Raw genomic sequence first — 23,613 nt, forward strand, 5'->3', positions numbered from 1 at the left:
AGAATCCCCTTAGCTGGCCAAAGGTCACGGCGGCAACGAACGGACGCAAGGGCGTCAAGGCTTACAGAACAGCCACCATCCCCCCGGATGACAGATTATTTGTCATACCCGGAGGGATTTTCTTTTGTCCTGGACCCGTGATCGCGCCAAGGTTGCTTCACTCTCACGAGTTAGAGAAGCCACCGACCCCGAACTAATTGAAGCCCGCCAGAATCTAAAGGCGGCCAAGCTCGAAGAATACGTTGCCCGAGTCGTAGCAACCGCCCCACCGCTCACCGATGAACAAGCATCACGCATTGCCTCGATGCTTCGCCCATACGGCGGTGATGCAGCTTGATTGCCACCACCGCAACCCGTCCTGCGATTACACCTCAATCGCCAAAGGAACCAAACAAGATTGAAGCAGGGATTACCCGCGCCGAGATCGAAGAGTATTTTCTTTACGACTCAATCAATCCTGCGAATCGTAAGCGTCGCATGTCGCGCCGTATGGCCACGCACCTGCGCAAAATGGTGAGCCAGAGCAAGCATGTGAACATCGCAAAGGCTGTGCTTCCCCCTGGATGGTTCGAAGCAATCCACCGGATCGAACCTACGCCTGAACTGCTCACTGAACGCACCGTAGAGCGTCACCGCGAGGTTGTGGCTGCACGTCATGAAGCTGTGATGCGCCTAGTTGCTTTGGAGCAAGCGAAGTCAAAGGCAGGTGCAAACCGCTAATGACTCAGGACATGAAAAAGCCCCTAGCTGCGAACCAGGGACAATCTCCAAAACAAAATGACGTTACTCCTATTCTACCTGAACATGCCGGGTTAGTGCACGGTGTTTATGTGGCGGTAGTCCAGATCAGGGGAACCGACATTGAGCCACGTTATCGCAAACGCTGCTACCTGAATTTGCCAGCAGCCAACCGGGCAATTGCTCGCGCACGAATGAACGGCCTAGACGCTTCAATCGTGCTGTGTGAACTATCCCCGGTAAACGGGGTGCTCGATGACTAACGGCATGACCTACCTCGAAGCAACCGACCTAGCCCGGCGCATAGGCCGCTCACCAGAGCTACTACAGGCCTACATGCTGGGCAAGGAGCACGGCTACAAACAAGGCTGGGCAGACGCAGACGAGAGCGCCGAGAGCCACGCAGAGCACGCAGCACGCCTGTTCTACGCAATGGAGGCCGGCGACGAGATCCACCGAAACTTTGCCAAGTCCGCACGTAACAGCGTGGACGTAGTGGCAGCACGCGAACAAATGAAAAGGGGTGAACTGCGATGACCGTTCCCGCTTACTTCCAAGCAGACACCTTTGATCCTCAACCGATCGAATGGAACGACAAGGGCTTACGTTCACACCAGCGCATTGCTGCACGCTTTGCACATTACGCAAACGGGCGCTGTCTCTACGTGGACGGCCTCGGTTGGCATTACTGGGACGGCGCACGCTGGGCAATGGACTCACGCGGTAAGCGGGCGCACAAGGTACTAACCGAACTGCTAACGCTTTGCACCACACCAGACGCGCTCTCAGACTCAGCACTACTCTCAGACCTGAGAGCAGCCAACACGGCAAACGGATCAAACGGCGTTTTAGATCTCGCATCCAGACAACTCGACGCAGACGCAGCAGACATGGACAACGACCCTTATTTGCTGAACATGCAAAACGGAACCCTCGACCTGCGAACATTCGAACTCAGGCCACACAACCCCGCTGACAGAATCACTAAGGTAGCGCGAGCGGCGTTCTCAACGAGCGCTTGCAGTAACCGTTGGACGGACTTCCTAAATTCTTCACTTCCAGACATGGAGATCCAGGAATTCTTGCAACGGTTTATCGGCTCAGCGCTCATTGGCACGGTGCTCGATCACGTTCTAGTCGTGGCAACAGGTGGAGGGCGCAACGGCAAGGGCGTAATAGCCGAAACAGTACGCTACGCACTAGGAGACTACGCAATCACGGCATCTAACTCAATGCTTGTTGCAAGTCGCTACGGGGGCAGCTCAGCAGGTGAGAAAGCATCACTCATGCGCTTACGAGGCTCACGCTTCGCGATCATGAGCGAGCTGGAAAAGGGTGCACAGCTTGCAGAGTCCACCATGAAGCAACTCACCGGAGGCGATTCAATCGAAGCAAAACTTATGGGTCAAAACCCGGTGGAATTCGAACCGTCGCATTCATTCTTCATGCTCACGAACGACCTGCCAAAGGTAGACCCAACTGCGGACGCGGTATGGGCACGAATGCGAGTAGTCCCGTTCGATGTTTCATTCGTTGGACGCGAAGATCCAAACCTAAAGGAGGATCTCAAACTTGCAGCTGATGCCGTGATCGCATGGGCAGTTGCCGGCCTATTCGCTTACCAGACGGAGGGACTAAACGCCCCCGCAAAGGTTATGGCCAGCACCGAAAGCTATCGGGCTGAAAATGACGACGTGAAACAGTTCATCTCCGAAGAATGCGTATTGGTTGCGAATGCCAGAGTGACCCGCACTGAACTGCATCACGCGTATCTGGCATGGGCGCGAGATAACGGCGGGGAACAACTCACCGCCAAGGCATTTACGCCCCGCGTCGCAAAGATCCCAGGCATCACAGAGGGCAAAAGCAATGGTGAGCGCATCTGGAAAGGGGCAGGACTCAAAAATGAGCAAATGCCTCTTGACTAGTGGTTATAAACGAATTGGGGCAGAAAGGGGCAGATAGGGTCACTTACTCCCAGTGATTCTCACGGAAAACGATTCTAAGAAATGACTGGGAACATGTGCCCCTAAGTGCCCCTGAACATCAAAACACCCATATCCCAGAGGGCGAACGAGGAGCCATTCACCGGCTCACCGTTCGCCCTTTGCCATACCCGAAAGCATTCCAAATGAGCATCGACCCTTACGACCGAACAGCCGTCATCCTACTGCTACGCAACGCCGCAGCACACATAGCAAACGGCATCACCAACGACCAGATCCACACAGACCTGTGGAACCTTTCAGACCACCTAGAAAGCACCGATTAGCAATGGCCTACGAATACAGCCCAAAGACGCTCAGAGCATGGAACGAGCTACCGCAAAGCACGTTCCTGTGGGATCAATGCCGACACCTTGAAACACAGGTTGCCTACTGGAAAAACCGGGCTGAAGCAGCCGAGCAAAGAATGATCCAACACGACTGCACGGAGGAAAACTGAATGATACGCCCCTACATCGGGAAAATCTGGAATAAGACGTGGACAGATCTAAGCACCGGTAAGCAGTTCCCAGGCATCGCACTCGGAGGCAGAGGCGGCATCTCAGCGCACCTCACCAAATCCGAAGCCTACGCCCTCGCCAACGACATCGTAGATGCTGCGGACAAGCTCCCAGAGCCCACCACAGGGCCACCAGCGCAACGGCAGACGCACTGCGGACTCTCGCCAGTACACACCAGCCAAACGCTCACCGACGCAACAGGCACACCAGAGACACCACTCCCAGCGACCATCGCAGACTAAACGGAAAAGGGACCAACATGATCAAGGTAGTAACCGCCGAAGGAACATTCACCGTTCCAGGCACCGCCAAAGAAGTAGACACCAGCGCCGGGGCACTCAAAGTCACTCGCGAAGGAAAACAGATCGCCCACTTTCGGCGCTGGATTCACTGGATGGAAACCGAGGAAAACAACCAATGACTGACTACAGGTCAATGCTCGACCAATGGATGACAGACGCGCAAGCCGCCCAACAACGCCAGGAGCAACAGGCCACCGCCGAAGCCCTAGCGCAAGACAACATACAGCCAAGCGCCCCAGTCATCCCCAGCCAAGGCAAACAACCGGCAAAGCCAGCAGGACACAGCCCCGAAATGCTGCGCCTACTAGACCACATTTCCGCACCACACCTACGCCGCTTCTAACGAAAAGGACAACAAACACATGTCTACCACCGAAAACAACAACATGTTCGCCAACAACACCGAACGCGCCATCAAAGCAATGGGACTCGAAAGCTACACCGTCTATGTCCCACGAGAAATCGCACTACCCGAGCAGATCACCCCAGCCGAAGTTAGCGCGCTCATCTCCAAAGCATTGAAAGCAGGAAAAGACCCTGCCGAAGACCCCAAGATCAAAAAGGCAATTATCCAACGTGGGATTGCCGAACACACCCTAACCATCCGACTGCACCAGGAACAAGAAGAATCCGCCCGACGAGTCAACAACATCAAGACTCAAGCGCCCAAGCTCATCAAAGAGATGAAAGCAAAGTTCGACACAGCAGCCAAGGAACTACAAGAAGCCCACAAGATCCTAGGCAACGAACCAATCTGGGATCAGACAGCATACTTCCCAGCCCACGAACGCAACTGGCCAACCCGACTCAGGGCACGAGCAGCACACGATATAACCAGCGCGATCATTCAGAATTGGGGAGCGCTGATGCAGGCGCTCGAAGGACCGCTTGGAATCACCGCACCAATCCAGACATACGCGGAGCCAACCCTCAACGACCATGATCGCCACGGCCTCGCACTCGGCGGACGGCGCAGCACAGGTGGCAACACTGGCGTGTGGGACATGCTAGAGATGGGCATCAAGGTAGACCTAGCAACCAGCAACGAGCAGGTACGAGGACGCGTTGCTGCAGTGCGAGAAGCCAAAGCACGACGAGAAGCATCGAAGATCACTAACGGCTTCCAACACTAAGAAACACAGGCAAAGACGTTCGCGGTCCCAAGCACAAAGCAACGGACCGCGAACGCAGACCCCAGGGGCCCACCCGTCCCTAGCCCCCACACGATCACACCCCGGTCGGCACGATCCCTCCCTTAAGTTTTTTTTCGCGGGAGCAGAGTCGAAACGAAGGAAAAGCACGTATTTCGTTGCACCCAGGGGGGGAGGCGGTCCCTTCGCCCGCAACTTTCGCCCCCCCCCCGGGCCCCGCGATATATTTTCAGCTGTTTCCACAGATGGTTTTCCGCGGATCATGCGAAAAGGGGGCAAAAAGGGGTGTTTTGGGCCTGTTTTTGAGCCTTTTTTGACTGATTTTAGGCAATTTTGGCGGTTTTTCGTAATCTTGTATTTTTGGATTCCGGCTGACGTCCGGCGCGACGGATTCGATGAATTTGGCACGTTTTAGCCCCCCTCAGACCTACGGGTTTGAGGGGGCTATTCGTATTTCTGGCTAGTGGAGCTTGGCGTGGAATGCTGCTGCGAGTTCTGCCCAGGCTTCGGCTGGGATTTCGTCATGTATGTTGCCCGCGTAGTGCTGTAGATCGTCGTTGGCGGTGGGATCAAAATCTGCTGTCTCACGTACTACAACAGTCGGGCCGCCAAGAGCGTATTCATCCCAGTGGAAGGGCACGTAGGGCCGTGTCTTGTCTTTGTCTAGATCTGTCATTATGCGGATTACGTCCCAGTCTTTCCGCTGGCCGGCGATGCTCTTGTCTGCTGCGGGCAGTGTTTCCCGGTGCGACCATTTGCGCCATGCGGAAACGAATGACAGTTCAACTTTCACCTTGTCGTTTGGGATTTGGCGGAGGTCGTTCATAATGAGGCCGAGAGCGAAGCCAGCTGAGACTGTTCTGTATTGCTGTTGCTTTGTGAGCGTTTCCATAAGTTGCACCATATCGGCAACTGACACTTGATGGTAGGTCGGATTTGAGCGGAAGGGTACTCGCTGGGCCAGTACCTATTAGACAAATTTGTCGGAAAGCTTTTTGCCGGGAGTTGCAAGAAGTGCGAAGCCTAGAGAACCGCGAGGAGTACTGTATGTTCTAAAAATTCTACGGATTTACGGGATTGATTCGGGGTTTCCATTCATATTCATGAACGGATAGGCACTAGGCGGGCCATTTCAGGTAATGTATCCGAGGTGAAGATCCCTATAAATCCTATGGTCGCGAGCTGGAACTGGTTCTCGTACTGGTGTTCTTCGTACCCCGCTTATTCTGTTGCCGTAGCGACTCTAAGCGGGATTGGCAGCGGTTATCTGCTTTCTAAGGCCGATCAAAGTTTTTGGTTTTTCATTCCTGCGGCAATTACCGCTTTACTTAGCGCTTTACCTCCATCTGCAACTGCTTATTGGGATCGCAAGAACGATTTGGATGAGGACGCAACTGCTGCCCGCGAACGCGTAATGGATCAAGCTATTCCTCCACTGCTTGAAGAAGCGTGTCAGCTTTCAACTTCGAGGTCTAATCAGCGAGTAGTCGCCCTCAAAGGAGCCGCTCAAATAGTGACCAAGGACTTAATAGCTGCATATTCTCTGGTGCCAAACGTTAGAGCAGCTGTATATCAGGTAAGTGACGACGGTAAGAAAATGACTGTCTTGGCTCGTGCAGGACGTAATCAGAAGCCGCAGCCCTTCGTTCGTGGAACTACCCGTGGTGATCAAGCTTTCAAAGTTCTCGCCATGACTGAAAATTTCGAATTCGTCGCTGACCTCTCAGAGGCACCGTCTTCTTGGGAAGGGAGTGGAAAAGGTTATAAAACCTACATATCAGCGCCAATTAGAGTCGGGGACTCAGGGTATGGAATGCTAACTCTGGACGCACCTAAGGTTGGTGACTTAGACTCTAGAGACGGTTCGACAGTGTCGCTTTTAGCAGCGACACTAAGCATCTATTTCAGTGAAGCTACTAGAACTACTCGAAACCTAAGCTAGAATATTTTCATTGGAAGGAGTCACCAATGGGAAAAATTGAACTCGTCGGCCGCAAGCCACGCTCTGCGAAAATTTCTCCGAAAAAAGTGGAACGGTTTGAGAATGCTCTCACAACTGTCCGGGCTGAACGTGTCCAGCGTGAACGTGACCGAGTAAAGAAATTTTCGTTGTTCAAAACAGCATGAACTTAGATAATGCCCCGCAATCGTTACTAGCGGGGCATTATTTCTTTTTACAGATCCTTACTAATGAGAGTAAGTACTCAACCGGTACTTGGCGCTTCGCGCTAGCGGACACCCAAGGGCGAGCTTGCCTTTATCCCCTGCCCCAAAATTCCCGATTCCACCGCCCATTGTCTGAATCCTTCCAGCACAAATAGCCCACACTGTTTTACAGTGCGAGCTAGTGCAACCCGGCATATGCGTTAGGCCTTTACGCGCCGGTGCAACCCCGAGACGGCTGCTAAATATGGGTATCCTCGGTACTCTCGGTTACGGTCTGAGAGCTGTAAAAGCGACCTGAACACAACTAGGCATTCAGCCCCACACAAGCCCGTAGAAGGCCTTGTGTGAGACTCAGTGACTAGATGTAGACAGGCGCACCCATCGACAGCGCTAGGAGCTGTGGGAGAGTCACCAGGAGGATGAAGCCGGAGCAGTAGAAGATGCTGCGCACGATGCTCTGGATGGTCTTAGGCATCGTTCCCACCGCGCTTGTTGTACAGGTCCATGTAAGCCTGGAATGCTTCGGGTGCGTTGAGGTGGTTTGCATCTGCCAAGGCCGCGAGATCGCAGACTCCGAGAGTCGTTTCCAAGTACTGAGGATGGTTCTCGAAGAAGTCCTGTGCGGCGGCGTAGTTGATCTTGGTGGTCACTTCTTCGATCAGGCCGGTTAGGGTCGCGAGTTCTTCCATATTGAAGATCCCGTTGTCCATGTGGCGGTCGTTAGTGAAGTGTAAATCGATGCCGCCTGGCTTATTCCAGAAGCTTTCGACGGTGATCTGTCCGGCACTTGCCTTTGGGCCTTCGCAGTAGAAGAATTCTTGGCCGTTGATGCCGTCTTCAGTCTTGACAGTGAAGCCAGCAGGGTGCTGGACGCTTGGGTTAAATGTATGCTTATTCATGTTCGAACCTCACTACTAGGTTTGAGCCAAGCCCCCGGATGTTTGCGCATCGCGGGGGTTTTTCCTTACGTAGAGAAGTCTTATCTATATTTGCGGCCCGGTCGTGTTCGGAATTCTTCCTCTCACGATCGTTTTCGCCGTATTCCCCGGTCTGGCGTTATTGGAGATGAGTTATTGATCGGAGCATAGAAAAGCTTGAATCTCCCACTTTGAAATCCTTTAGCAAGTTAGAAGGGCCGTCATGAATCACATACAAGAAATGATGCTCAAACTGGTATTGCAAATCACTGCAACCGGTGAACTACTCTTTCGTAAGGTTTCCCCGAAACTCAGGGATAGCAGAGGCGACGTGCCCGGATGGGTCATGATTACACTCATGTCCGCGTTGCTGGTTGCCGCCTTGCTGGCCATTGCAGGGCCTAGGCTGCAGGACCTGTTCAACCAAGCGATCGATCGAGTTTCCGGATTGGGATAACCGCGCATGTGGTCGAGTGCGGGGTCTCCTGGAAATTCGGAATCTGCGGAACTTGTAGATTGCGAGAACGGGTCTGCTGTAGCCGAATTTGTCATGGTCACAACGTTGCTTGTGGTCATCGCAATGACGCTCATCCAACTCGCGTTGGTACTGCATGTGCGCAACACCCTGATTGACGCAGCATCGAACGGCGCCCATTACGGTGCTTTGGCCAATCGGTCAGTATCCGACGCTCGAAGCAGAACTCGGATGTTGATCACCGAAAGCTTGCATGGCGGATTTGCCCGTGACATTGCTGTGAGCACAACCCGCGTTGGTGATAGCCAGTTGGTAACCGTATCGGTTAACACGAGGGTGCCCTTAATCGGGTTCTTGCCCAACGGGTGGGATTTGCAGGTTCAGGGAGAAGCTGTGCGTTATGGGTAGAGCCAAGTATCTCGCTGCCGCGATGCACAAGAGAATCCGGGCCGAAGATCGCGGCAGCGCGATAGTGGAGTTTATTTTTGCTTCAACTGTCTTGCTGATTCCCATGGTGTACCTGATTCTGGCCGTCGGACAGCTGCAAGGCGGTAGCTATGCCGTGGTTGGAGCTGCTGATCATGCAGCGAAGGTTTTCGCCGCCGCCGATAACCCCGCCCAGGCAAGGTCAGATGCGCACGCAGTCGTACGAAGAACCATGAACAACTTTGGATATGCCGACGCTCGCACATCGATTAGTTGCGACAAGGAATGCTTGAGTCCGGGCAGTGTCGTCACTGTGACGGTAGCGTTGGATGTTCCCCTTCCTTTCGTTTCCGACTGGGCAGAGGTATCTGCTTTCACCGTGGATTCTTCAGCCTCGCAAAGGACTGATCGCTTTGGCTAGGACAAAACGCGCTGCCCTGAATCCACGGGACGAGGATGGACAATCCTTAGTGCTGGCAATCGGCTTGTGCGCCATCACTTTGCTGACTATTTCAGTGGTGCTAGCAGTCAGCGCAGTCAACCTCAAAGCGCGTCAGCTGTTGTCAATTGCCGACGGGGCGGTCGTGGCTGCCGTGGATGAATTCGAATTTGTTGCGGACAATGGCGACCCGAGGATTCAGTTGGACCAGCAGCGCGTGCAACAAGCCGTGCAACAGTACCTTTCGGATGTGGGTGCGGCCGGCCGCGTCGACAATTTACGCATTGGCCGGGTGCAGATCACGCCTGATGGGCAAGGCGCGAATCTCGTGCTGCAGGGCTCGGCGCAACCGCCGATAGTGGGGTGGATCGTTCCAGACGGAGTACCAATATCTGTAGATTCATCAGCAAGAACTGTACTGAGCAGGTGAACACCTCCGCGCAGAGCAGCATGGATGTTCCAGGGAAGCGGGAAATGCACAAGTACTGGGAAGCAAGAGAAAGAACGTGTCAGCGAGCAACGCTGCTGCATGCCCCAGGAGCGGAATCCAAGAAGGATGGATCCAGCGCAACCGGATCCATCATTTTTGCGGTAGTTCGGGCTTCTTTGGAAGCTTGCGGACCCCACCTCCAAATCCCAGTTCAGAAATACTGTTCGAGAACTGACTGGCCGGATTCCCGATCGACCCGTGGATGCAAGCCTTGCAAGTTGGCTAGGGGTTCCACAGCGCGATTTTCAGTGAAAACCTCGATTGGAACTTCTTTTCGGCGATAGCACCGGACTCATTGATCAATGGCTAAATGACGTAGTCTTAGAGGACCATGGCAAAAACTGACTTCTCCGCTGAAATCCGCTCACTGCGTTCTACATTCTCCGCAATTGAAGACGTGAGCGATGTCGAGCAGATCAAAGCTGACATCGCAGTCCTCTCGGAGGAAGCTGGCGTTCCGAACCTCTGGGATGATCCGGCCGCCGCGCAGATCGTTACCAGCAAGCTATCGCATCGCCAGTCTGAGCTGGAACGGCTGACCCGGCTGAAGACCCGCATCGACGATTTGGAAGTCTTGGTTGAGCTTGCTGAACTTGAAGACGACGATGATACGTTGCACGAAGCGGATAGAGAGCTCGTCAGCGTCCAGAAGTCCCTTGCCGAACTCGAAATTGTTACCCTTCTCAACGGTGAATTCGATGCTCGCGGAGCGGTTGTCACGATTCGCTCCGGTGCCGGCGGCGTTGATGCCGCCGATTTCGCAGAGATGCTTTTGCGCATGTACCTGCGCTGGGCTGAACGCCGTGGTTACAAGGCCACCGTTATGGATACCTCGTATGCCGAGGAGGCCGGCCTTAAATCGGCAACCTTCGAAATCGACGCACCGTATGCCTTCGGCACACTCTCGGTAGAAGCCGGCACGCACCGTCTGGTTCGTATTTCACCATTCGATAATCAGGGACGTCGCCAGACGTCGTTTGCCGCAGTGGAGGTCGTGCCGCTGATTGAGCAGACTGACACCATCGAAATCCCTGAATCTGAAATCCGCGTGGACGTCTTCCGTTCCTCTGGCCCTGGCGGACAGAGCGTTAACACCACCGACTCTGCAGTACGCATGACGCATATTCCTACCGGAGTTGTCGTCTCGATGCAGAACGAAAAGTCGCAGATCCAGAACCGTGCTGCCGCACTTCGAGTTCTGCAATCGCGGTTGCTGCTTCTGAAGAAGGAACAAGAAGACGCCCAGAAGAAGGAATTCGCCGGAGATGTGAAGGCATCTTGGGGCGATCAGATGCGATCCTATGTGCTTAATCCGTACCAAATGGTCAAGGACCTGCGTACCGAACATGAAGTCGGCAATACCCAGGCAGTACTTGATGGTGAAATTGACGATTTCATTGATGCAGGCATCCGCTGGCGTGCAGGACAGCGTCGCCCTAGTAAGTAAGCGAAATCGCGAATTCCAGCTGGTCTAAACGCTTTTGCCACAGAGGGTGTAAGTATCATCACCGTTACGAACTCCGTTTCGCTAATTCCAGCTAGTCATGCCTAAGCTGGGCATTCTGCGTTAGCTGTATGTACGGCATGAATCTCGCAACACACCTTATATTTCGGCTGGTTAGCTACCTGGCACCGATAGTGTTTGGAAGACTGGCGCACCAAAAGACGTTTGATCTCGAGATTGGTATTCGTGGGTCGCGCCCCGACGAAGACTAGCGATTGAAGACATGATTAAATTCGAAAACGTCTCGATGGTTTACGAGCCAAAGCAGCAGAATGCAGCTTTGGACGATATAAACATCGAGATAGACCGTGGCGAGTTCGCCTTCTTGGTTGGCGAATCCGGTTCGGGTAAGTCGACCTTCCTCAGCTTGGTGCTGCGCGAAAAGCGCTCCACCGACGGATCCGTCTACGTGGCGGGACAGAACCTCAACCGCATTCCGAGCCGCCGTGTGCCTAAGCTGCGCCGTGACATCGGTTTCGTTTTCCAGGACTTCCGCCTGCTGCGCGAGCGCACGGTCTTCGACAACGTCGCGTTCGCCATGGAGGTCATTGGAGCTTCACGGGCCCAGATCCGCGAGCGTGTGCCAGATGCACTTAAAATGGTCGGCCTTGAAGATAAGGCGCGTCGCAAGCCAACTGAACTTTCCGGTGGCGAGCAGCAACGCGTCGGCATTGCCCGCGCCATTGTGAACAGGCCCTCGATCCTGCTTGCCGATGAGCCTACGGGTAACCTCGACCGGAAGAACAGCATCGAAGTCATGAACGTGCTCAACCGCATTAACCAGAACGGTACGACTGTCCTGATGGCTACGCACGCACATGAACTGGTGAGCGAATACCGCCACCGCGTTATTGAACTGAGTCGCGGGCAGGTCATCCGCGATGAAATTGATGGACAGTACGCCCCGATGACCACCGTGGTGAACCAGGACGGTTCGCGCGAACTGCTCGTCGGCGATTCCGCCGTGGAGTACGACGAAGAGTCACAGGTTGCTGAGGACAAGAAAGACGAGGACCAGTGAGACTAGGATTTATTCTCCGCGAAGCGGCGAAGGGCCTGCGGCAGAATGTCGTCATGGTCGTCTCTGTGGTGCTGGTGACTTTCGTATCGTTGACCTTCGTCGGTGCCTCGGTATTACTGCAGCTCCAGATCAACCAGATGAAGGGCTACTGGTACGACCGCATGGAAGTTGCGGTGTACCTCTGTGATGACACGAGCACTTCGCCCAACTGCGCTGGTAGCGCGGTTTCCGAAGAGCAGCGCCAGAGCATTGAAGAGATGCTCAAATCAGAGCAGCTTGCGCCGTATATCAAGGAATTCGCCTACGAGTCGAAGGACCAGGCATACGAAAACTTCCTCGACCAATACGAGAACTCGGCATTGGTTGACCAGGTCACTGCTGAGCAGCTGCCCGAATCATTCCGCGTCGCACTGGTAGATCCGGAGAAGTATCCGGTGATCAACGAAGCGTTCTCCACGGTACAAGGCGTTGACTCGGTCATTGACCAACGGGAACTGCTTGAAAAGGTCTTCCAGTTGGTGCGCGTGGCATCCGCCGCCGCTGCTGTCGTTGCAATCGTGATGATTGTTTGCGCGGTGCTGCTGACCGGTACGACTATCCAGCTCTCAGCCATGCACCGGCGACTCGAAACAACGATCATGCGACTGGTTGGTGCATCGAAAGCAACGATTCAGCTGCCGTTCATTATCGAAGGAGTCATCGCGTCGCTGATTGGTGGATTGCTGGCTTCTGGCACCTTGTGGTTGCTGCTGAAGTTCCTCGTCGAGGATAAGTTGGCCAATGAAAACGTCGGTGTAGCGTTCATCTCCACCAGCGAAATATGGCTAGTTGCTCCGATACTCTTGATTATTGGTATCGTTTTGGCCACAATTTCATCAGTGGTAACGTTGAAGCGTTACCTGAAGGTTTAGCTGAAACGTTATCTAGGCTTGAACTGAAGTACGCAATTTCTAAAAGGAGCTTTATGCTGTCGAACGCAGTGCGACGTAAATTCTTACGCGCCTCCATCGGTGGAGCAATGGCTCTCGCGCTCACGCTGCCCGCAGGGCTGGTAGCCGCCGATGAACTGGACGACAAGAAAGCTCAAGTCGAAAAGAACATCGATACCCTCGAGAACGACATGGAATTCTTGGATGCCGACATTCAAGAAACCGACAGGAAATTGCGTGACCAGCAAGCACAGGTTCCTGTAGCCCAGCAGGCATTGGCTGACGCGCAAAGCCGCGTAGCCAATGCACAGGCCACCCTTTCCGATCTCAACAACCGCTTAATCAGCGCGCAAGCGACTCGTGATGAAGTGGCTAAGCAGATCGAGGAAAACGCGGCTAAGCTTTCCGACGCTCAAGATGCGATGGCGCAGATCGCTTCTGAAGCTTATAAGCGCGGCGGCGTTTCTGGCGGGCTGGACATGATCCTCAACATGGATTCGGCGACCAAGATGGCCGATGGCCTGGACATGGCCAACCGCGCCATGGAATCCCAGAATGCCGCATACAATGACCTGGCCCAGGAACAAGCCAGCAATGAAAGCAACAAGCTTCGCCTGGTTGCTGTTGAAAAGGAAATTTCCTCCCTGAAAGCCCAGGCTGAGGAAGCCTTGGCGCAGGAGCAGGCGGCGCGAGATGCTGCGCAGAACGCCAAGAACGAACTGGATGCGCTGGTTGCCAGCACCGAAGAACTCAGTGCTGAACTTGAAGCGCAGAAGCCGCGTATCCAGGCGAAACTGCAATCGCAGCAGAAGGAATACGCCGCGGTCAACCAGCAGATCAAGGAACGCCAGGAGCGCTTGATCAGGGAAGCTGCCGAACGCAAGCGCAAGGCAGAAGAAAAAGCGCGCCGCGAAGCAGAAGCCGAGCGAAAGCGCATCGCCGAGGAAAAGGCGGCCTACGAAGCTGAGCAGGAGCGCAAGGCAGCAGAAGCTCGCGCAGAGAAAAAGGCCTACAAGAAGAAGGCCTATGTAGCACCCAAATCCGAGCCAAAGGCACCGACATATGCCGAGCCAAGCAGCTGGGGTTTGGTTAAGCCCACTACCAGTAACCGATTGACCTCAACCTTCGGGTGGCGCCCGACTCCAGCTGGAACAATCGACTATGGCGGCCGTGGCGGCTATGTCCACGCAGGCATTGACTGGGGATTCGGCGGCCAGTGCGGCTCGCCAATCACGGCTGCTGCCTCCGGTGAAGTGTGGATGGCCGGTTGGGGCGGATCCTCGGGTAACAAGGTCACCGTTTCTCACGGCGTCATCAAGGGCAAGGCCCTGGCCACCAACTATCACCACATGTCCCGCATCGCGGTAAGCGTCGGCCAGCATGTGAAGCAGGGCCAGGTTATAGGCTACGTTGGCACCACCGGCAATTCGACCGGCTGCCATCTGCACTTCGAAACGATCATCAATGGTTCACATGTGAACCCCTTGGGACTTCTCTAGCGCTAGACTTGTAATCTGTGCGCGGGAATCCGCCCGCGACATGCAAGGAGTAACGTGGCTAAGAAGAATCAAGAAGATCGAGTAATCGCGAGCAACCGCAAGGCGCGCCACGATTTCGAAATACTCGACACCTTCGAAGCTGGCATGGTGCTCACGGGTACTGAGGTGAAGTCGCTTCGCGAAGGCAAGGCCTCGCTGGTTGACGGTTTCGGCCAGTTCTACCGTGGCGAGCTGTACATCGAGAACGTCTACATCCCCGAGTACCTCAATGGATCGTGGACCAATCACGCGGCCCGTCGTCGCCGCAAGCTCTTGCTGCACCGCCAGGAACTGCTCAAGATCGAACGCAAAATCAGTGAAGCCGGCCTGACCGTCGTCCCGCTGAGCTTGTACTTCAAATCCGGTCGGGCGAAGCTGGAGATCGGCGTTGCCCGCGGTAAGCGCGAATACGACAAGCGCCAGACCTTGAGGGAAAAGCAGGATAATCGCGAGGCGTTGCGTGCCATGCGCGAACGCAACCGCGGAAACGCATAAGGTTAGCTTGTGGCGCATTTCGCATTGGGGGAAACCCGGGCAGTGCGCTATGATTGGTAGACACGCCCTAGGGTGTGGTTGTACCCGGGAGACCGGGACTGACAACAAAATACGGGGATGATCGGTTTCGACGGTGTGAGTCGCGACAGATGAAGCGGGCCGAGGACGCAAAGTTATCTCGTAAACGCCCTTTGCAAACCAATAAGTGCCGAATCAAAGCGCACTGACTTCGCTCTCGCTGCCTAAGCAGCCAGACGGTCCGTTAGCCAGGGGACGCTATCGCCCCTGTTCCTAACGTCATTTAGATAGCCAATGTATCCAGCGGATGTTGCCGCTTCTGGATACACATTTAGGCAACTGTGCCCGGATCAACCACATGTTTGCGTGATGGTTGGGGCAGAGAAAATCCGCAGCAAACTGCGCCCGGAGAAGACCTGGCAACACCACATCGGACGGGAGTTCAATTCTCCCCATCTCCACAATATCCAGCTCCGGAGCCAGGCCCATAGGTCTGGCTCCGGAGCTTTTTGTTTGTTTCGGAGTCCGCAGTCACATCGCGAGCCTGTTCGCGGGATGGAGAATTTACACATAGACTTGAAATGAAAGTCCAAGGCTTTCGAAACGACAGCGTGTGCAGAAACGGAGTGAGATTGAAGTCGATGGGTAAAAACAGTTCCCAGCGGGTATCGCCTTTCCTTTCAGCAAGCTATGCGGCAGTTGCCTTCCTCTTGGAAGTAGGATTGCTTTTCGCCGCGGCACTAGCCGCTATCGCTTTCATCCCATGGCCGACAATTCCAGCAATCCTTGTAGTAGTTGTCCCGCTGCTGATCCTCTGGTCGATTTTCTTCTCGCCGAAAGCCGTCATCAAGTTGAGGCTGCGAACCCGTCTGCTCCTGGTCCATATCATTTACCTCATCGGAGCCTACGTGCTGTGGCTGAGCGTCGACCATTCCTTCTACGATCAATCGCAGATTTGGGCCATCGGAATGCTTGCGTTGACCGGTATCAGCGCCATTCTGGTCATCGCCACCGGCGGATACGTGGTCCCGCACGATCGAACCAAGCAGCCACCGAAGCAAGTTCCGAGCCGGGCACGAGCGGGTGCTCCCAAGGGACGCCGGGCAGCACGCTAGAACTGATGGAATGCCAAGCCGAAAGGCTTGGCATTTTTCGTTTGCGGCTAGAAGAGCCCAGCGACGTGGTAGCCGAGCAATGCCGCGAGCACCGCTCCAGCGAGGGTCCCCAATGCATTGGCCAGGCTGGCTGCGAGGCGGCCGGCCTGGAGCAGCCGGACAGTTTCGAAACTGGCCGCCGAAAACGTCGTGTAGCCGCCGAGCAATCCTGAACCTATGGCCGCAAGCCATTGCGCCGACAACAACTGCTGGGCCATCAGCCCGGTCAGCGCACCCAGCGCGAAGGAGCCGGAGAGATTGACCAGGATCGTGCCCCAGGGCAGCGGGGCCGGAAGCCACCGCTTGATCAGGGCATCGACCACGAAACGCAGGCAGGCGCCAAGGCCGCCGCAGAGCGCAACGATAAGAAATAAGCCGGGGGAGAGCACTAGTGAAGCCCTCCCGATTTCCGGGCCATGCGCCTAGCACCGGCGGCGATTCCGCACCAGGTTGCCAATGCACCGAAGAACACCGTGAACAGTGCGTAACCCAGGGCATGGAGCGCTGCGCCGGATGCGAACATCTGCATGCTGCCGGTGGCCAGCGCGCTGTAGGTCGTGAAGCCGCCCAGGAAACCGGTGCCCAGCAGCAGCCGCAGCCGGTGACGCTTGCCCTCGTCGAGGCCGGGATGCGAAAGCGCCTCGAGCAGCAGGCCGAGCAGGAACGCCCCCAGCATGTTGGCTAGGAAAATCGCGATCGGGAAACCGCCGGGATCTGGCAGCAGCAGGCCCAGGCCTTGCCGGCAGGCAGTACCGGCAGCGCCGCCAAGGAATACCAGCAGCAGGAAACGCGGGTTGAGGAAGGAACCCTGCGCGGGGCGCTGGGCCATGGGTGTTGGCGGACGGGTCATGAATTGCGAATCTGTTCTGCGCGGCGTGGCGGGACGAGGAGCACCGGATGGCGCTGTCGATGGGTCAGATGCACCGCTACCGAACCGTTGAGCAGTTCCCCAATAGTGTTGGCCATGGAACGCTCCCGAACCCCGAGCACAATCAGCGCCGCATCATGCTGCAGGGCAAGATGCGACAGCTGCTGACCGGGGCCACCGGCCGCGGCATGCGCCTGCCATTCCAGTCCCGATCCGCCGAGCTGGGCTTCGAGCTGCTGCAGAAGCCGTGCCGGGAAGCGCTCAATTGCTTCGTCCCCGGATTCGGGATCCAGCGGTGCGCTGCGGATGGTGCCATCGGGAAGCTCTTCGAGCGGATAGCGGGTGGGATCCACGTGGACGCAAAGCAACCGCGCTCCGAGCGCGCCTGCGAGGTCTGCGGCTGCGTCCAGAACGTGGGGATCGAGGCGATCCGGGATGCCCAGGATGATCGGTCGTGTCTCCAATGGCCCTCCCTTTGGCAGTGGGGCGCACCGTGCAGCGCGTCGCTGCTTTTAATTCTTGCACAGCCGGCAATCAGCTAGGCTTTGCGCACCCAGATCAGCGAAGCCTCAATGAAATCCAGCTGATGCGGCAGCTCGATGACCGCCCCGGGAACCAGCCCCTGGGCGGCGGCACGACGCAGGAACTGGGGATCTTCATCGCTGATCCGGTCGATGACGGCCCGGGCACCGGAGAAGCGGTCAAGCCGGATGGCCCCGGAGACCGGCAGTTCCCCTTCCGCGCTGGGAATCGCGTCGCCATGCGGATCGTGGCGCGGGTGGCCCAGCCGGGCTTCCAGGGCGTTGATGAAGCGGTCGGTGACGGTGTGCTCCAGGGCCTCGGCCTCGTCATGCACCTCATCCCAGCCGTAGCCCAGCTCATCACGCAGGAATGTTTCCAGCAGGCGGTGGCGGCGCACCATGCGCAAGGCCTCGCGCCGGCCGGTGCCGCTGAGCGTAATGGCCCCGCGCGGCACGTGATGGACCAGGTGCTTGGCTGCGAGCTTCTGCACCATGGCGGTGGCCGAGGCAGGGGACAAGCCCAGCTGGTCGGCCAGCGCGCCGGTGCCCACTTCGGTGTCTTCCCATTCGGTGAGCAGGTACACCGCCTTGAGGTAGTCCTCTTCGCTGGTGGTCAGCCCGGCCGGCCCGCGTCGTGCAGTTGCCATCGTCCTCGCGCTGCCTAGCTGCGGTTCAGGTAGGGAAGGATCGCCTCGTGCAGCTTGCCGTTGGTGGCCAGGGCGTTGCCGCCATGGCAGCCCTCTTCTCCGGCCACCGAGGTGAAGCGGCCCCCGGCTTCGCGTACCACCGGCACCAGGGCGGCCATGTCGTAGAGCTCCAGTTCGGGTTCGAAGGCCGCATCGACCGCGCCTTCGGCCAGCAGCGCGTAGGACAGGAAATCCCCGTAGCCGCGGGTGCGCCACGCGGTATCCAGCAGTTCCAGGAAGCCCTCGAGCTTGCCGGCCTCCTTCCAGCCGTTCAGCGAGGCGTAGGCCAGCGAGGAGTCAGACAGCTCGCTCACCGAGGAGACCTTGATCTGGCGGGTGGCGGTGGTACCGGCGGTGGCACCCGGTTCGGTGACGTACGCGCCCAGGCCGCTCGCGGCATGCCAGCGGCGGGTCATGGCCGGGGCGGAGATGACTCCCAGCACCGGTTCGCCGTCGATCTCCAGCGCGATCAGCGTGGCCCAGACGGGTACGCGGCGCACGAAGTTCTTGGTGCCGTCGATCGGGTCGATGACCCAGCGCCGGGAGCCGGTTCCGTGCACGCCGAATTCTTCGCCGAGCACCGAATCATCGGGGCGGTGGGCGGCCAGCTCGGCCAGGATCAGCTGCTCGGCGCCGCGGTCGGCGTCGGAGACCGGGGTCATGTCCGGCTTGGATTCGACCACCAGGTCGTTGGCGCCGTAGCGGGCCAGGGTGAAGGCGTCGACCTTCCCGGCCAGAGCCAGGGCGAAGTCGAGATCTTGCTGCAGGGTGTATTCAGCCATGGTGTTGCGGGCGCCTAGAGCGCGCCGAGCTCCTTTTCGTGCGTGGTTTCCTCGGTGGTGACCAGCCGGCGGTAGGAGGCCAACCGGTCAGCGGCCTGGGTGCCTTCGGCATTTTCGGCCCAAGCTTCCAGCGCGCAGCCCGCCTCGCCGGCGGCATGGGTGCAACCGCGCGGGCAGCCGGTGGCGATTTCTGCCAGGTCCTCGAAGGCGGCCAGGATATTGTCCCGGTCTACCAGTCCCAGCCCGAAAGAACGGATGCCGGGGGTGTCGATCAGCCAGGATCCAGGGGTGTCGCCCAGGCGCAGTGCCAGGGCGTTGGACGAGGTATGGCGTCCGCGGCCGGTGACCGCGTTGACGTGCCCGGTGGCGCGGGTCGAACCGGTCAGGGCGTTGACCAGGGTGGACTTACCTACTCCGGAGTGGCCCAGCACTACCGAGACGCAGCCGGAGAGGATCTCTTCGAGTTCGGCCAGCGCGCCGGCATCCAGCCGGGCGCTGGAACCGTCGGCGCCGCGCGCGTCCACGCCGGAGGCGTCGGCAGTGGTGGTGCGGGAGATGACCACGGGGAACTCCAGTCCCTCGTAGTGCTTGAGGAAGTCGGCCGGATCCTTCACATCCGCCTTGGTCACGCACAGCACCGGCTGGATGCCGGCGTCGAAGGCGGCGACCAGCGCGCGGTCCACGAAGCCGGTGCGCGGCTCGGGATTGGCGGCGGCCACGACGATGACCAGCTTGTCGACATTGGCGACGACCACGCGCTCGGTGGCGTCGGTGTCGTCGGCGCTGCGGCGCAGCAGCGTGGTGCGCTCTTCGATGCGGATCAGCCGGGCCAGGGTATCGGGCTTTCCGGAGGTGTCGCCCACCAGTCCCACCAGGTCCCCGGGCACGATCGCCTGGCGGCGCAGCTCGCGGGCCCGGGCGGCGATGACGATGCGCTCCGTGGCGGTGTCCTCATCCAGGATTGCGGTGTAGCGGCCGCGGTCCACGGTGATGATGCGGCCGATGACCGCCTGTTCATAGGCCGGGCGGTCCTTGGTGCGCGGACGGCTGCCCTTCTTGTTGGGGCGGACGCGGACCGAGGATTCGTCGTAGTCGGAGTAGCGCATTAGCCCTGGCCCTTTGCGGTAGCCGCCATGCGGGACCATAGCTGCGGGAAATCCGGCATGGTCTTGGCGGTGGTGGCGATGTTTTCCACGCGCACCCCGTCGATGGCCAGGCCCAGCAGGGCACCGGCGGTCGCCATGCGATGGTCCTCGTAGGAATCGATATCCGCTGCCTGCAGGGCTCCGGGAACGATTTCCAGCGCGTCCGCGGTGGCGGTGATTCTGGCGCCCACCTTGGACAATTCGGTTTCCAGCGCGGCCAGCCGATCGGTTTCATGGCCGCGCAGGTGCCCGATGCCGGTCAGCTTGCTCGGCGAATCGGCCAGCACGCACAGTGCTGCCAGGGTAGGGGCCAGCTCGGAGGCATCGGCGTAGTCGATGCCGCGGATGACTCCGGTTCCGCGCACGGTGAGCACGCCGTCGCCGCCGTGGCTGACTTCCGCTCCCATCGCGGCCAGTATTTCTACCCACTTGCCGCCGACCTGGGTGGTCCTGGCAGGCCAGAAGGGCACGCGCACGGTGCCATGGCTCGCCAGCGCGGCGGCCAGGAACGGTCCGGCGTTGGACAGGTCCGGTTCCACGGTGACGGTGAAGCCCGCCAGCTGGCCCGGGGCGATGCTCCAGCCGCGCGCGTCGGCATCGACGCTTACCTCTACGCCCAAATCGCGCAGGGTCTGGACGGTCATCGCGATGTGGTCCGGGGAAGCGATAGGCCCCGGCGCGGCGCGCAGCTTCAGCCCGCCGGGCAGTGCCTGGCCAACCAGCAGCAGCGCGGAGATGAACTGGGAGCTGCCCGACGCGTCGATGACCACTTCGGCATCCTGCTTCAGCTCGCTGGCATCAATGGTGAAGGGCAGCATGCCGGTGCTCCCGGCGTAGTCGATGCGGGCGCCCAAGGCTGCCAGCGCGTCCAGTACCGGGGCCATGGGCCGCACGCGGGCCGCGGCGTCGCCGTCGAAGGCCACCTTGGCGCCGGCGACGGCAGCCAATGGGGGAACGAAGCGCATCACCGTGCCCGCCAAGCCGCAGTCGATCGCCAGCGGTCCGGCGGCCAGCTGGCCCGGGGTGATGTCCACGGTGGTGGAGCCGTCGGCCTGCTCGGTGCGCTTGATCCCGACCCCGAATCCGGCCAGGGCGCTGAGCATCAGCTCGGTGTCGCGGCTGATCAGCGTGTTGTGGATCGTGGATGGCGAGGAGGCCAGGGCCGCAAGGATCAGATACCGGTTGGTCAGCGACTTCGAAGCTGGCACCGGGACGGTTGCATCCAGTCCGGCGGCGGCATAGGGCGCTGCCCACCAGTTCTTTTCTGCGTCGTGCAGCTGATCGAGGGGGCTCCCGGGGGCGCTTGCAGTGCTGATTGGTAGATCCTTAGGCTCGAGGCTTCAATTCGGGGCCGCTGGCAGTACCGCAAGTACTGTGCGCCCACTGCCTAATTCTAGCCGAGATCGGTGCGGGAATAAGGCTTTAGCTCCGCTGGTTATACCTACTGTGACGATACGACAGGACACTTCAAACGCCGGCGGCACCGCTTGCGCCGTCGCCGAGCAACCGCGGCCGGCCCGGGCCCGCGCTGGCACGCGCATAAAGCCGTTCGAACGCGTAGACTCGGCAGTGATGAACAACAAGAGTGTGGACGAGAATTTGCCCGATGTGGCCTCCGAGTCCGAGCAGCAGCGCCGCGAACGCTTCGAGCGTGACGCGATGCAGTACGTGGACCAGCTCTATTCGGCTGCCCTGCGCATGGCGCGCAACCCGTCGGATGCCGAGGATTTGGTGCAGGAGGCCTACACCAAGGCCTATTCCGCCTTCCACCAGTACAAGCCGGGCACCAACCTGAAGGCCTGGCTGTACCGCATCCTGACCAACACGTACATCAATTTGTACCGCAAGCGCCAACGCGAGCCGCTGCGCACTTCCACCGATACGGTCGAGGATTGGCAGATGGCCCAGGCCATGGAGCATTCGCCGACCGGCTTGCGCTCGGCCGAGGCCGAGGCGCTGGACCACCTTCCGGATTCGGATGTGAAAGCCGCGCTGCAGTCGATCGGCGAGGATTTCCGCATGGCCGTCTACTTCGTGGATGTCGAGGGCTTCAGCTACAAGGAAGCCAGCGAGATCCTGGGCGTGCCGATCGGCACCGTGATGTCCCGGTTGCATCGCGGACGCAAGAACTTGAGGGAACTGCTGGCCGATTACGCAGCAGATCGTGGGATCGCCACCGGCACCCAGAGCAAGAGTGCCGCCAAGGCTGACCGAGGAGCGAAATAAGATGGATTGCAATTCAATGGGTGATTGCGCCGATGACCGCATCGTCCGCATCTACGAGTACCTCGACGGAGCGCTGACGCTCGATGACCTCAAGGAGGTCAAGTCCCACCTGGATGGCTGCCCGGAATGCACCGAGCAGTACGATCTGGAGTGCATCATCCGCTCGGTGGTGCGCCGCAGCTGCCAGGAGCATGCCCCGCAGACCTTGAAGGCCAGCATCATCGCGCGGATCTCCCAGATCCGCGTGGAATCAGGCCACTAGCACGGCAAAGAGAAACCCCGTATCTTCCGAGTTGGTCTCGAAGGGTACGGGGTTCTTTTTTTGTTCGCTTCGCTTAGCTGTTTGGGCGCTTGCCGTGGTTGGCACCGCCACGCTTGCGATCGCGACGCTTACGAGCGCGCTTCGACATGGTGACTCCTTAGAGGGAACAATATTGCTTCCCGAAAATTCGGGCCGGCTCATAGTCTTTCACACTTCCGGCCCATTTTCCTAACGGACCGGCGGTCCCTAGCCCTCGCCTGGCTCAGGCAACTCCAGCCAGGAATACCAGCCGCGGTGCAGCACCAGCCAGGCCATCAGCCCGTAGCCTGCCTGGCCGGGCACCCCGCCGGAAGCGTTCAGATCGGCACGCCACTGGGCATGGGAACGCAGGGGCGTGAAGGTATCGACGTAGTGGTGGTTGCGGCGCAGCGCCACATCCGAGTAGACGCGGTTCAGTTCTGCCACGCGCTGGTTGCGCGCATCATCCAGGCCCGGGGCCGGGCCGACCAGCAAGGCCTTGATGTTCATCTGCGAGGCCGAATCCAGGATGTTGGCCAGGTTCAGCCGGCTGCGCGCGGTGGTGACATCCAGATCGACGTCGCGGTCCGAGAGCGCGATGACCAGGCGGTTTTCGTATTGGTCGCTGAATCGGCGGGAGGCTTCCCCCAGCCAGCGTTCGGCCAGCGCTTCGGATCCCTCGGCCGGGGAAGCCAGGACGAAGGACTGCAGGCGCAGGGCCGGATCCTGGGTGCGGGCCATGACGCGGCCGAACCAGCCCAGGCCCCGCGGGTCGCCATGTCCGGCCAGTAGCTCATCTCCGATTGCGGTAATTCGGATTGTGCGTAACTCCAACT

General features: G+C 58.3%; 33 protein-coding genes and 1 other RNA gene. 23 read left to right on the plus strand and 11 right to left on the minus strand.

Going from position 1 to position 23,613, the window contains the following annotated elements:
* The first annotated feature begins 124 nt into the window (after positions 1 to 124).
* The 8 genes from ACIOJF_RS15040 to ACIOJF_RS15075 all read left to right on the plus strand — a co-directional run bounded on the left by ACIOJF_RS15040 (position 125) and on the right by ACIOJF_RS15075 (position 4,679).
* Positions 125 to 337 carry a hypothetical protein gene (locus ACIOJF_RS15040; protein WP_402741823.1) on the plus strand — a complete coding sequence of 71 codons (213 nt, stop codon included), beginning with the start codon at positions 125 to 127 and terminating at the stop codon, positions 335 to 337.
* Positions 334 to 720 (plus strand): hypothetical protein, encoded by a 387-nt coding sequence (locus tag ACIOJF_RS15045; RefSeq protein ID WP_402741824.1) that lies wholly within the window; start codon positions 334 to 336, stop codon positions 718 to 720. The genes ACIOJF_RS15040 and ACIOJF_RS15045 overlap by 4 nt, the downstream gene beginning before the upstream one ends.
* On the plus strand, positions 720 to 1,001 hold the full coding sequence (locus ACIOJF_RS15050; RefSeq protein WP_402741825.1) for a hypothetical protein: 282 nt from the start codon (positions 720 to 722) through the stop codon (positions 999 to 1,001). Before ACIOJF_RS15045 ends, ACIOJF_RS15050 begins: the two co-directional genes overlap by 1 nt.
* Complete coding sequence (locus ACIOJF_RS15055; RefSeq protein ID WP_402741826.1) at positions 994 to 1,275, plus strand: hypothetical protein; 282 nt, start codon at positions 994 to 996, stop codon at positions 1,273 to 1,275. Before ACIOJF_RS15050 ends, ACIOJF_RS15055 begins: the two co-directional genes overlap by 8 nt.
* Positions 1,272 to 2,666: a phage/plasmid primase, P4 family gene (locus ACIOJF_RS15060; RefSeq protein ID WP_402741827.1), complete on the plus strand. Its 1,395-nt coding sequence runs from the start codon at positions 1,272 to 1,274 to the stop codon at positions 2,664 to 2,666. Before ACIOJF_RS15055 ends, ACIOJF_RS15060 begins: the two co-directional genes overlap by 4 nt.
* A gap of 203 nt (positions 2,667 to 2,869) precedes the next feature.
* The gene (locus tag ACIOJF_RS15065) at positions 2,870 to 3,010 is read left to right on the plus strand and encodes a hypothetical protein (RefSeq protein ID WP_402741828.1); all 141 of its coding nucleotides are present in this window, start codon (positions 2,870 to 2,872) and stop codon (positions 3,008 to 3,010) included.
* A 493-nt stretch (positions 3,011 to 3,503) separates the two neighbouring features.
* On the plus strand, positions 3,504 to 3,665 hold the full coding sequence (locus tag ACIOJF_RS15070) for a hypothetical protein (RefSeq protein ID WP_402741829.1): 162 nt from the start codon (positions 3,504 to 3,506) through the stop codon (positions 3,663 to 3,665).
* Between the two features lie 243 nt (positions 3,666 to 3,908).
* A complete protein-coding gene (locus ACIOJF_RS15075) occupies positions 3,909 to 4,679 on the plus strand; it encodes a hypothetical protein (RefSeq protein ID WP_402741830.1) in 771 nt (256 codons plus the stop codon).
* 478 nt (positions 4,680 to 5,157) lie between these two features.
* Here the strand turns inward: ACIOJF_RS15075 and ACIOJF_RS15080 are convergent, their stop codons facing one another.
* Positions 5,158 to 5,589 (minus strand): hypothetical protein, encoded by a 432-nt coding sequence (locus tag ACIOJF_RS15080; RefSeq protein ID WP_402741831.1) that lies wholly within the window; start codon positions 5,587 to 5,589, stop codon positions 5,158 to 5,160.
* A 258-nt stretch (positions 5,590 to 5,847) separates the two neighbouring features.
* Between ACIOJF_RS15080 and ACIOJF_RS15085 the strand changes: the two genes are divergently transcribed.
* The gene (locus ACIOJF_RS15085; protein WP_402741832.1) at positions 5,848 to 6,639 is read left to right on the plus strand and encodes a GAF domain-containing protein; all 792 of its coding nucleotides are present in this window, start codon (positions 5,848 to 5,850) and stop codon (positions 6,637 to 6,639) included.
* A gap of 26 nt (positions 6,640 to 6,665) precedes the next feature.
* Positions 6,666 to 6,824 carry a hypothetical protein gene (locus ACIOJF_RS15090; RefSeq protein ID WP_402741833.1) on the plus strand — a complete coding sequence of 53 codons (159 nt, stop codon included), beginning with the start codon at positions 6,666 to 6,668 and terminating at the stop codon, positions 6,822 to 6,824.
* A gap of 506 nt (positions 6,825 to 7,330) precedes the next feature.
* On the opposite strand, the gene ACIOJF_RS15095 is transcribed toward ACIOJF_RS15090, so the two are convergent.
* Positions 7,331 to 7,762 carry a hypothetical protein gene (locus tag ACIOJF_RS15095; RefSeq protein ID WP_402741834.1) on the minus strand — a complete coding sequence of 144 codons (432 nt, stop codon included), beginning with the start codon at positions 7,760 to 7,762 and terminating at the stop codon, positions 7,331 to 7,333.
* A 259-nt stretch (positions 7,763 to 8,021) separates the two neighbouring features.
* Between ACIOJF_RS15095 and ACIOJF_RS15100 the strand changes: the two genes are divergently transcribed.
* The 11 genes from ACIOJF_RS15100 to ACIOJF_RS15150 all read left to right on the plus strand — a co-directional run bounded on the left by ACIOJF_RS15100 (position 8,022) and on the right by ACIOJF_RS15150 (position 16,230).
* Entirely contained in the window at positions 8,022 to 8,237 is a 216-nt protein-coding gene (locus tag ACIOJF_RS15100) for a hypothetical protein (protein WP_286134310.1), read from the plus strand.
* Positions 8,238 to 8,243: 6 nt separating this feature from the next.
* Positions 8,244 to 8,663 (plus strand): TadE family protein, encoded by a 420-nt coding sequence (locus ACIOJF_RS15105; RefSeq protein ID WP_105658363.1) that lies wholly within the window; start codon positions 8,244 to 8,246, stop codon positions 8,661 to 8,663.
* A complete protein-coding gene (locus tag ACIOJF_RS15110) occupies positions 8,656 to 9,102 on the plus strand; it encodes a hypothetical protein (RefSeq protein ID WP_105658364.1) in 447 nt (148 codons plus the stop codon). Before ACIOJF_RS15105 ends, ACIOJF_RS15110 begins: the two co-directional genes overlap by 8 nt.
* Positions 9,095 to 9,550: a hypothetical protein gene (locus tag ACIOJF_RS15115; protein WP_105658365.1), complete on the plus strand. Its 456-nt coding sequence runs from the start codon at positions 9,095 to 9,097 to the stop codon at positions 9,548 to 9,550. The genes ACIOJF_RS15110 and ACIOJF_RS15115 overlap by 8 nt, the downstream gene beginning before the upstream one ends.
* A gap of 391 nt (positions 9,551 to 9,941) precedes the next feature.
* Positions 9,942 to 11,057, plus strand: coding sequence for a peptide chain release factor 2 (gene prfB, locus ACIOJF_RS15120; RefSeq protein ID WP_105658366.1), 1,116 nt, complete (start codon positions 9,942 to 9,944; stop codon positions 11,055 to 11,057).
* 280 nt (positions 11,058 to 11,337) lie between these two features.
* Positions 11,338 to 12,135: a cell division ATP-binding protein FtsE gene (gene ftsE / locus ACIOJF_RS15125; RefSeq protein ID WP_105658367.1), complete on the plus strand. Its 798-nt coding sequence runs from the start codon at positions 11,338 to 11,340 to the stop codon at positions 12,133 to 12,135.
* Positions 12,132 to 13,046 carry a permease-like cell division protein FtsX gene (gene ftsX, locus ACIOJF_RS15130; RefSeq protein ID WP_105658368.1) on the plus strand — a complete coding sequence of 305 codons (915 nt, stop codon included), beginning with the start codon at positions 12,132 to 12,134 and terminating at the stop codon, positions 13,044 to 13,046. Before ftsE ends, ftsX begins: the two co-directional genes overlap by 4 nt.
* 53 nt (positions 13,047 to 13,099) lie before the next feature.
* On the plus strand, positions 13,100 to 14,563 hold the full coding sequence (locus ACIOJF_RS15135) for a M23 family metallopeptidase (protein WP_105658369.1): 1,464 nt from the start codon (positions 13,100 to 13,102) through the stop codon (positions 14,561 to 14,563).
* 54 nt (positions 14,564 to 14,617) lie between these two features.
* Positions 14,618 to 15,097 (plus strand): SsrA-binding protein SmpB, encoded by a 480-nt coding sequence (smpB, locus tag ACIOJF_RS15140; protein ID WP_105658370.1) that lies wholly within the window; start codon positions 14,618 to 14,620, stop codon positions 15,095 to 15,097.
* A gap of 113 nt (positions 15,098 to 15,210) precedes the next feature.
* Positions 15,211 to 15,579: a transfer-messenger RNA gene (gene ssrA / locus ACIOJF_RS15145) on the plus strand.
* Positions 15,580 to 15,756: 177 nt separating this feature from the next.
* Positions 15,757 to 16,230: a DUF2568 domain-containing protein gene (locus ACIOJF_RS15150; RefSeq protein WP_166650814.1), complete on the plus strand. Its 474-nt coding sequence runs from the start codon at positions 15,757 to 15,759 to the stop codon at positions 16,228 to 16,230.
* Positions 16,231 to 16,277: 47 nt separating this feature from the next.
* On the opposite strand, the gene crcB is transcribed toward ACIOJF_RS15150, so the two are convergent.
* The 7 genes from crcB to aroA form a co-directional block, all read right to left on the minus strand.
* A complete protein-coding gene (crcB, locus tag ACIOJF_RS15155) occupies positions 16,278 to 16,658 on the minus strand; it encodes a fluoride efflux transporter CrcB (protein WP_105658372.1) in 381 nt (126 codons plus the stop codon).
* On the minus strand, positions 16,658 to 17,119 hold the full coding sequence (locus ACIOJF_RS15160; RefSeq protein ID WP_105658373.1) for a CrcB family protein: 462 nt from the start codon (positions 17,117 to 17,119) through the stop codon (positions 16,658 to 16,660). Before ACIOJF_RS15160 ends, crcB begins: the two co-directional genes overlap by 1 nt.
* On the minus strand, positions 17,116 to 17,601 hold the full coding sequence (locus tag ACIOJF_RS15165) for a universal stress protein (protein WP_166650813.1): 486 nt from the start codon (positions 17,599 to 17,601) through the stop codon (positions 17,116 to 17,118). The genes ACIOJF_RS15160 and ACIOJF_RS15165 overlap by 4 nt, the downstream gene beginning before the upstream one ends.
* 74 nt (positions 17,602 to 17,675) lie before the next feature.
* On the minus strand, positions 17,676 to 18,305 hold the full coding sequence (locus ACIOJF_RS15170; RefSeq protein WP_105658375.1) for a metal-dependent transcriptional regulator: 630 nt from the start codon (positions 18,303 to 18,305) through the stop codon (positions 17,676 to 17,678).
* A gap of 14 nt (positions 18,306 to 18,319) precedes the next feature.
* Positions 18,320 to 19,126, minus strand: a complete 807-nt coding sequence (locus tag ACIOJF_RS15175) for an inositol monophosphatase family protein (RefSeq protein WP_105658376.1) — start codon at positions 19,124 to 19,126, stop codon at positions 18,320 to 18,322.
* A 14-nt stretch (positions 19,127 to 19,140) separates the two neighbouring features.
* On the minus strand, positions 19,141 to 20,232 hold the full coding sequence (locus ACIOJF_RS15180) for a ribosome small subunit-dependent GTPase A (RefSeq protein ID WP_105658377.1): 1,092 nt from the start codon (positions 20,230 to 20,232) through the stop codon (positions 19,141 to 19,143).
* Entirely contained in the window at positions 20,232 to 21,548 is a 1,317-nt protein-coding gene (gene aroA, locus ACIOJF_RS15185) for a 3-phosphoshikimate 1-carboxyvinyltransferase (protein ID WP_105658378.1), read from the minus strand. Before aroA ends, ACIOJF_RS15180 begins: the two co-directional genes overlap by 1 nt.
* Before the next feature lie 295 nt (positions 21,549 to 21,843).
* Between aroA and ACIOJF_RS15190 the strand changes: the two genes are divergently transcribed.
* Together ACIOJF_RS15190 and rsrA are read left to right on the plus strand one after the other, a co-directional pair.
* Positions 21,844 to 22,497, plus strand: a complete 654-nt coding sequence (locus tag ACIOJF_RS15190) for a sigma-70 family RNA polymerase sigma factor (protein WP_166650812.1) — start codon at positions 21,844 to 21,846, stop codon at positions 22,495 to 22,497.
* A 1-nt stretch (position 22,498) separates the two neighbouring features.
* On the plus strand, positions 22,499 to 22,759 hold the full coding sequence (rsrA, locus tag ACIOJF_RS15195; RefSeq protein ID WP_105658379.1) for a mycothiol system anti-sigma-R factor: 261 nt from the start codon (positions 22,499 to 22,501) through the stop codon (positions 22,757 to 22,759).
* A gap of 73 nt (positions 22,760 to 22,832) precedes the next feature.
* On the opposite strand, the gene ACIOJF_RS15200 is transcribed toward rsrA, so the two are convergent.
* Together ACIOJF_RS15200 and ACIOJF_RS15205 are read right to left on the minus strand one after the other, a co-directional pair.
* Entirely contained in the window at positions 22,833 to 22,907 is a 75-nt protein-coding gene (locus ACIOJF_RS15200; RefSeq protein ID WP_369299107.1) for a 50S ribosomal protein bL37, read from the minus strand.
* Between the two features lie 98 nt (positions 22,908 to 23,005).
* Positions 23,006 to 23,611 carry a GDSL-type esterase/lipase family protein gene (locus ACIOJF_RS15205; protein ID WP_105662568.1) on the minus strand — a complete coding sequence of 202 codons (606 nt, stop codon included), beginning with the start codon at positions 23,609 to 23,611 and terminating at the stop codon, positions 23,006 to 23,008.
* Between the last annotated feature and the right edge of the window lie 2 nt (positions 23,612 to 23,613).

This window comes from Glutamicibacter sp. NPDC087831 (assembly GCF_044742845.1).
In the GTDB taxonomy this organism is placed as follows: domain Bacteria; phylum Actinomycetota; class Actinomycetes; order Actinomycetales; family Micrococcaceae; genus Glutamicibacter.

Bases quoted from the DNA above. Each gene is read 5' to 3' on its own strand.
- ACIOJF_RS15100 (WP_286134310.1), top strand. From the start codon at position 8,022: ATGATGCTCAAACTGGTATTGCAAATCACTGCAACCGGTGAACTACTC.
- ACIOJF_RS15105 (WP_105658363.1), top strand. From the start codon at position 8,244: ATGTGGTCGAGTGCGGGGTCTCCTGGAAATTCGGAATCTGCGGAACTT.
- ACIOJF_RS15170 (WP_105658375.1), bottom strand. From the start codon at position 18,305: ATGGCAACTGCACGACGCGGGCCGGCCGGGCTGACCACCAGCGAAGAG.
- rsrA (WP_105658379.1), top strand. From the start codon at position 22,499: ATGGATTGCAATTCAATGGGTGATTGCGCCGATGACCGCATCGTCCGC.
- ACIOJF_RS15175 (WP_105658376.1), bottom strand. From the start codon at position 19,126: ATGGCTGAATACACCCTGCAGCAAGATCTCGACTTCGCCCTGGCTCTG.
- ACIOJF_RS15090 (WP_402741833.1), top strand. From the start codon at position 6,666: ATGGGAAAAATTGAACTCGTCGGCCGCAAGCCACGCTCTGCGAAAATT.
- ACIOJF_RS15180 (WP_105658377.1), bottom strand. From the start codon at position 20,232: ATGCGCTACTCCGACTACGACGAATCCTCGGTCCGCGTCCGCCCCAAC.
- ACIOJF_RS15190 (WP_166650812.1), top strand. From the start codon at position 21,844: ATGAACAACAAGAGTGTGGACGAGAATTTGCCCGATGTGGCCTCCGAG.
- ACIOJF_RS15160 (WP_105658373.1), bottom strand. From the start codon at position 17,119: ATGACCCGTCCGCCAACACCCATGGCCCAGCGCCCCGCGCAGGGTTCC.
- ACIOJF_RS15050 (WP_402741825.1), top strand. From the start codon at position 720: ATGACTCAGGACATGAAAAAGCCCCTAGCTGCGAACCAGGGACAATCT.
- ACIOJF_RS15110 (WP_105658364.1), top strand. From the start codon at position 8,656: ATGGGTAGAGCCAAGTATCTCGCTGCCGCGATGCACAAGAGAATCCGG.
- ACIOJF_RS15065 (WP_402741828.1), top strand. From the start codon at position 2,870: ATGAGCATCGACCCTTACGACCGAACAGCCGTCATCCTACTGCTACGC.
- ACIOJF_RS15080 (WP_402741831.1), bottom strand. From the start codon at position 5,589: ATGGAAACGCTCACAAAGCAACAGCAATACAGAACAGTCTCAGCTGGC.
- ACIOJF_RS15055 (WP_402741826.1), top strand. From the start codon at position 994: ATGACTAACGGCATGACCTACCTCGAAGCAACCGACCTAGCCCGGCGC.
- ftsE (WP_105658367.1), top strand. From the start codon at position 11,338: ATGATTAAATTCGAAAACGTCTCGATGGTTTACGAGCCAAAGCAGCAG.
- ACIOJF_RS15095 (WP_402741834.1), bottom strand. From the start codon at position 7,762: ATGAATAAGCATACATTTAACCCAAGCGTCCAGCACCCTGCTGGCTTC.
- ACIOJF_RS15150 (WP_166650814.1), top strand. From the start codon at position 15,757: ATGGGTAAAAACAGTTCCCAGCGGGTATCGCCTTTCCTTTCAGCAAGC.
- ACIOJF_RS15070 (WP_402741829.1), top strand. From the start codon at position 3,504: ATGATCAAGGTAGTAACCGCCGAAGGAACATTCACCGTTCCAGGCACC.
- ACIOJF_RS15075 (WP_402741830.1), top strand. From the start codon at position 3,909: ATGTCTACCACCGAAAACAACAACATGTTCGCCAACAACACCGAACGC.
- ACIOJF_RS15135 (WP_105658369.1), top strand. From the start codon at position 13,100: ATGCTGTCGAACGCAGTGCGACGTAAATTCTTACGCGCCTCCATCGGT.
- ACIOJF_RS15060 (WP_402741827.1), top strand. From the start codon at position 1,272: ATGACCGTTCCCGCTTACTTCCAAGCAGACACCTTTGATCCTCAACCG.
- prfB (WP_105658366.1), top strand. From the start codon at position 9,942: ATGGCAAAAACTGACTTCTCCGCTGAAATCCGCTCACTGCGTTCTACA.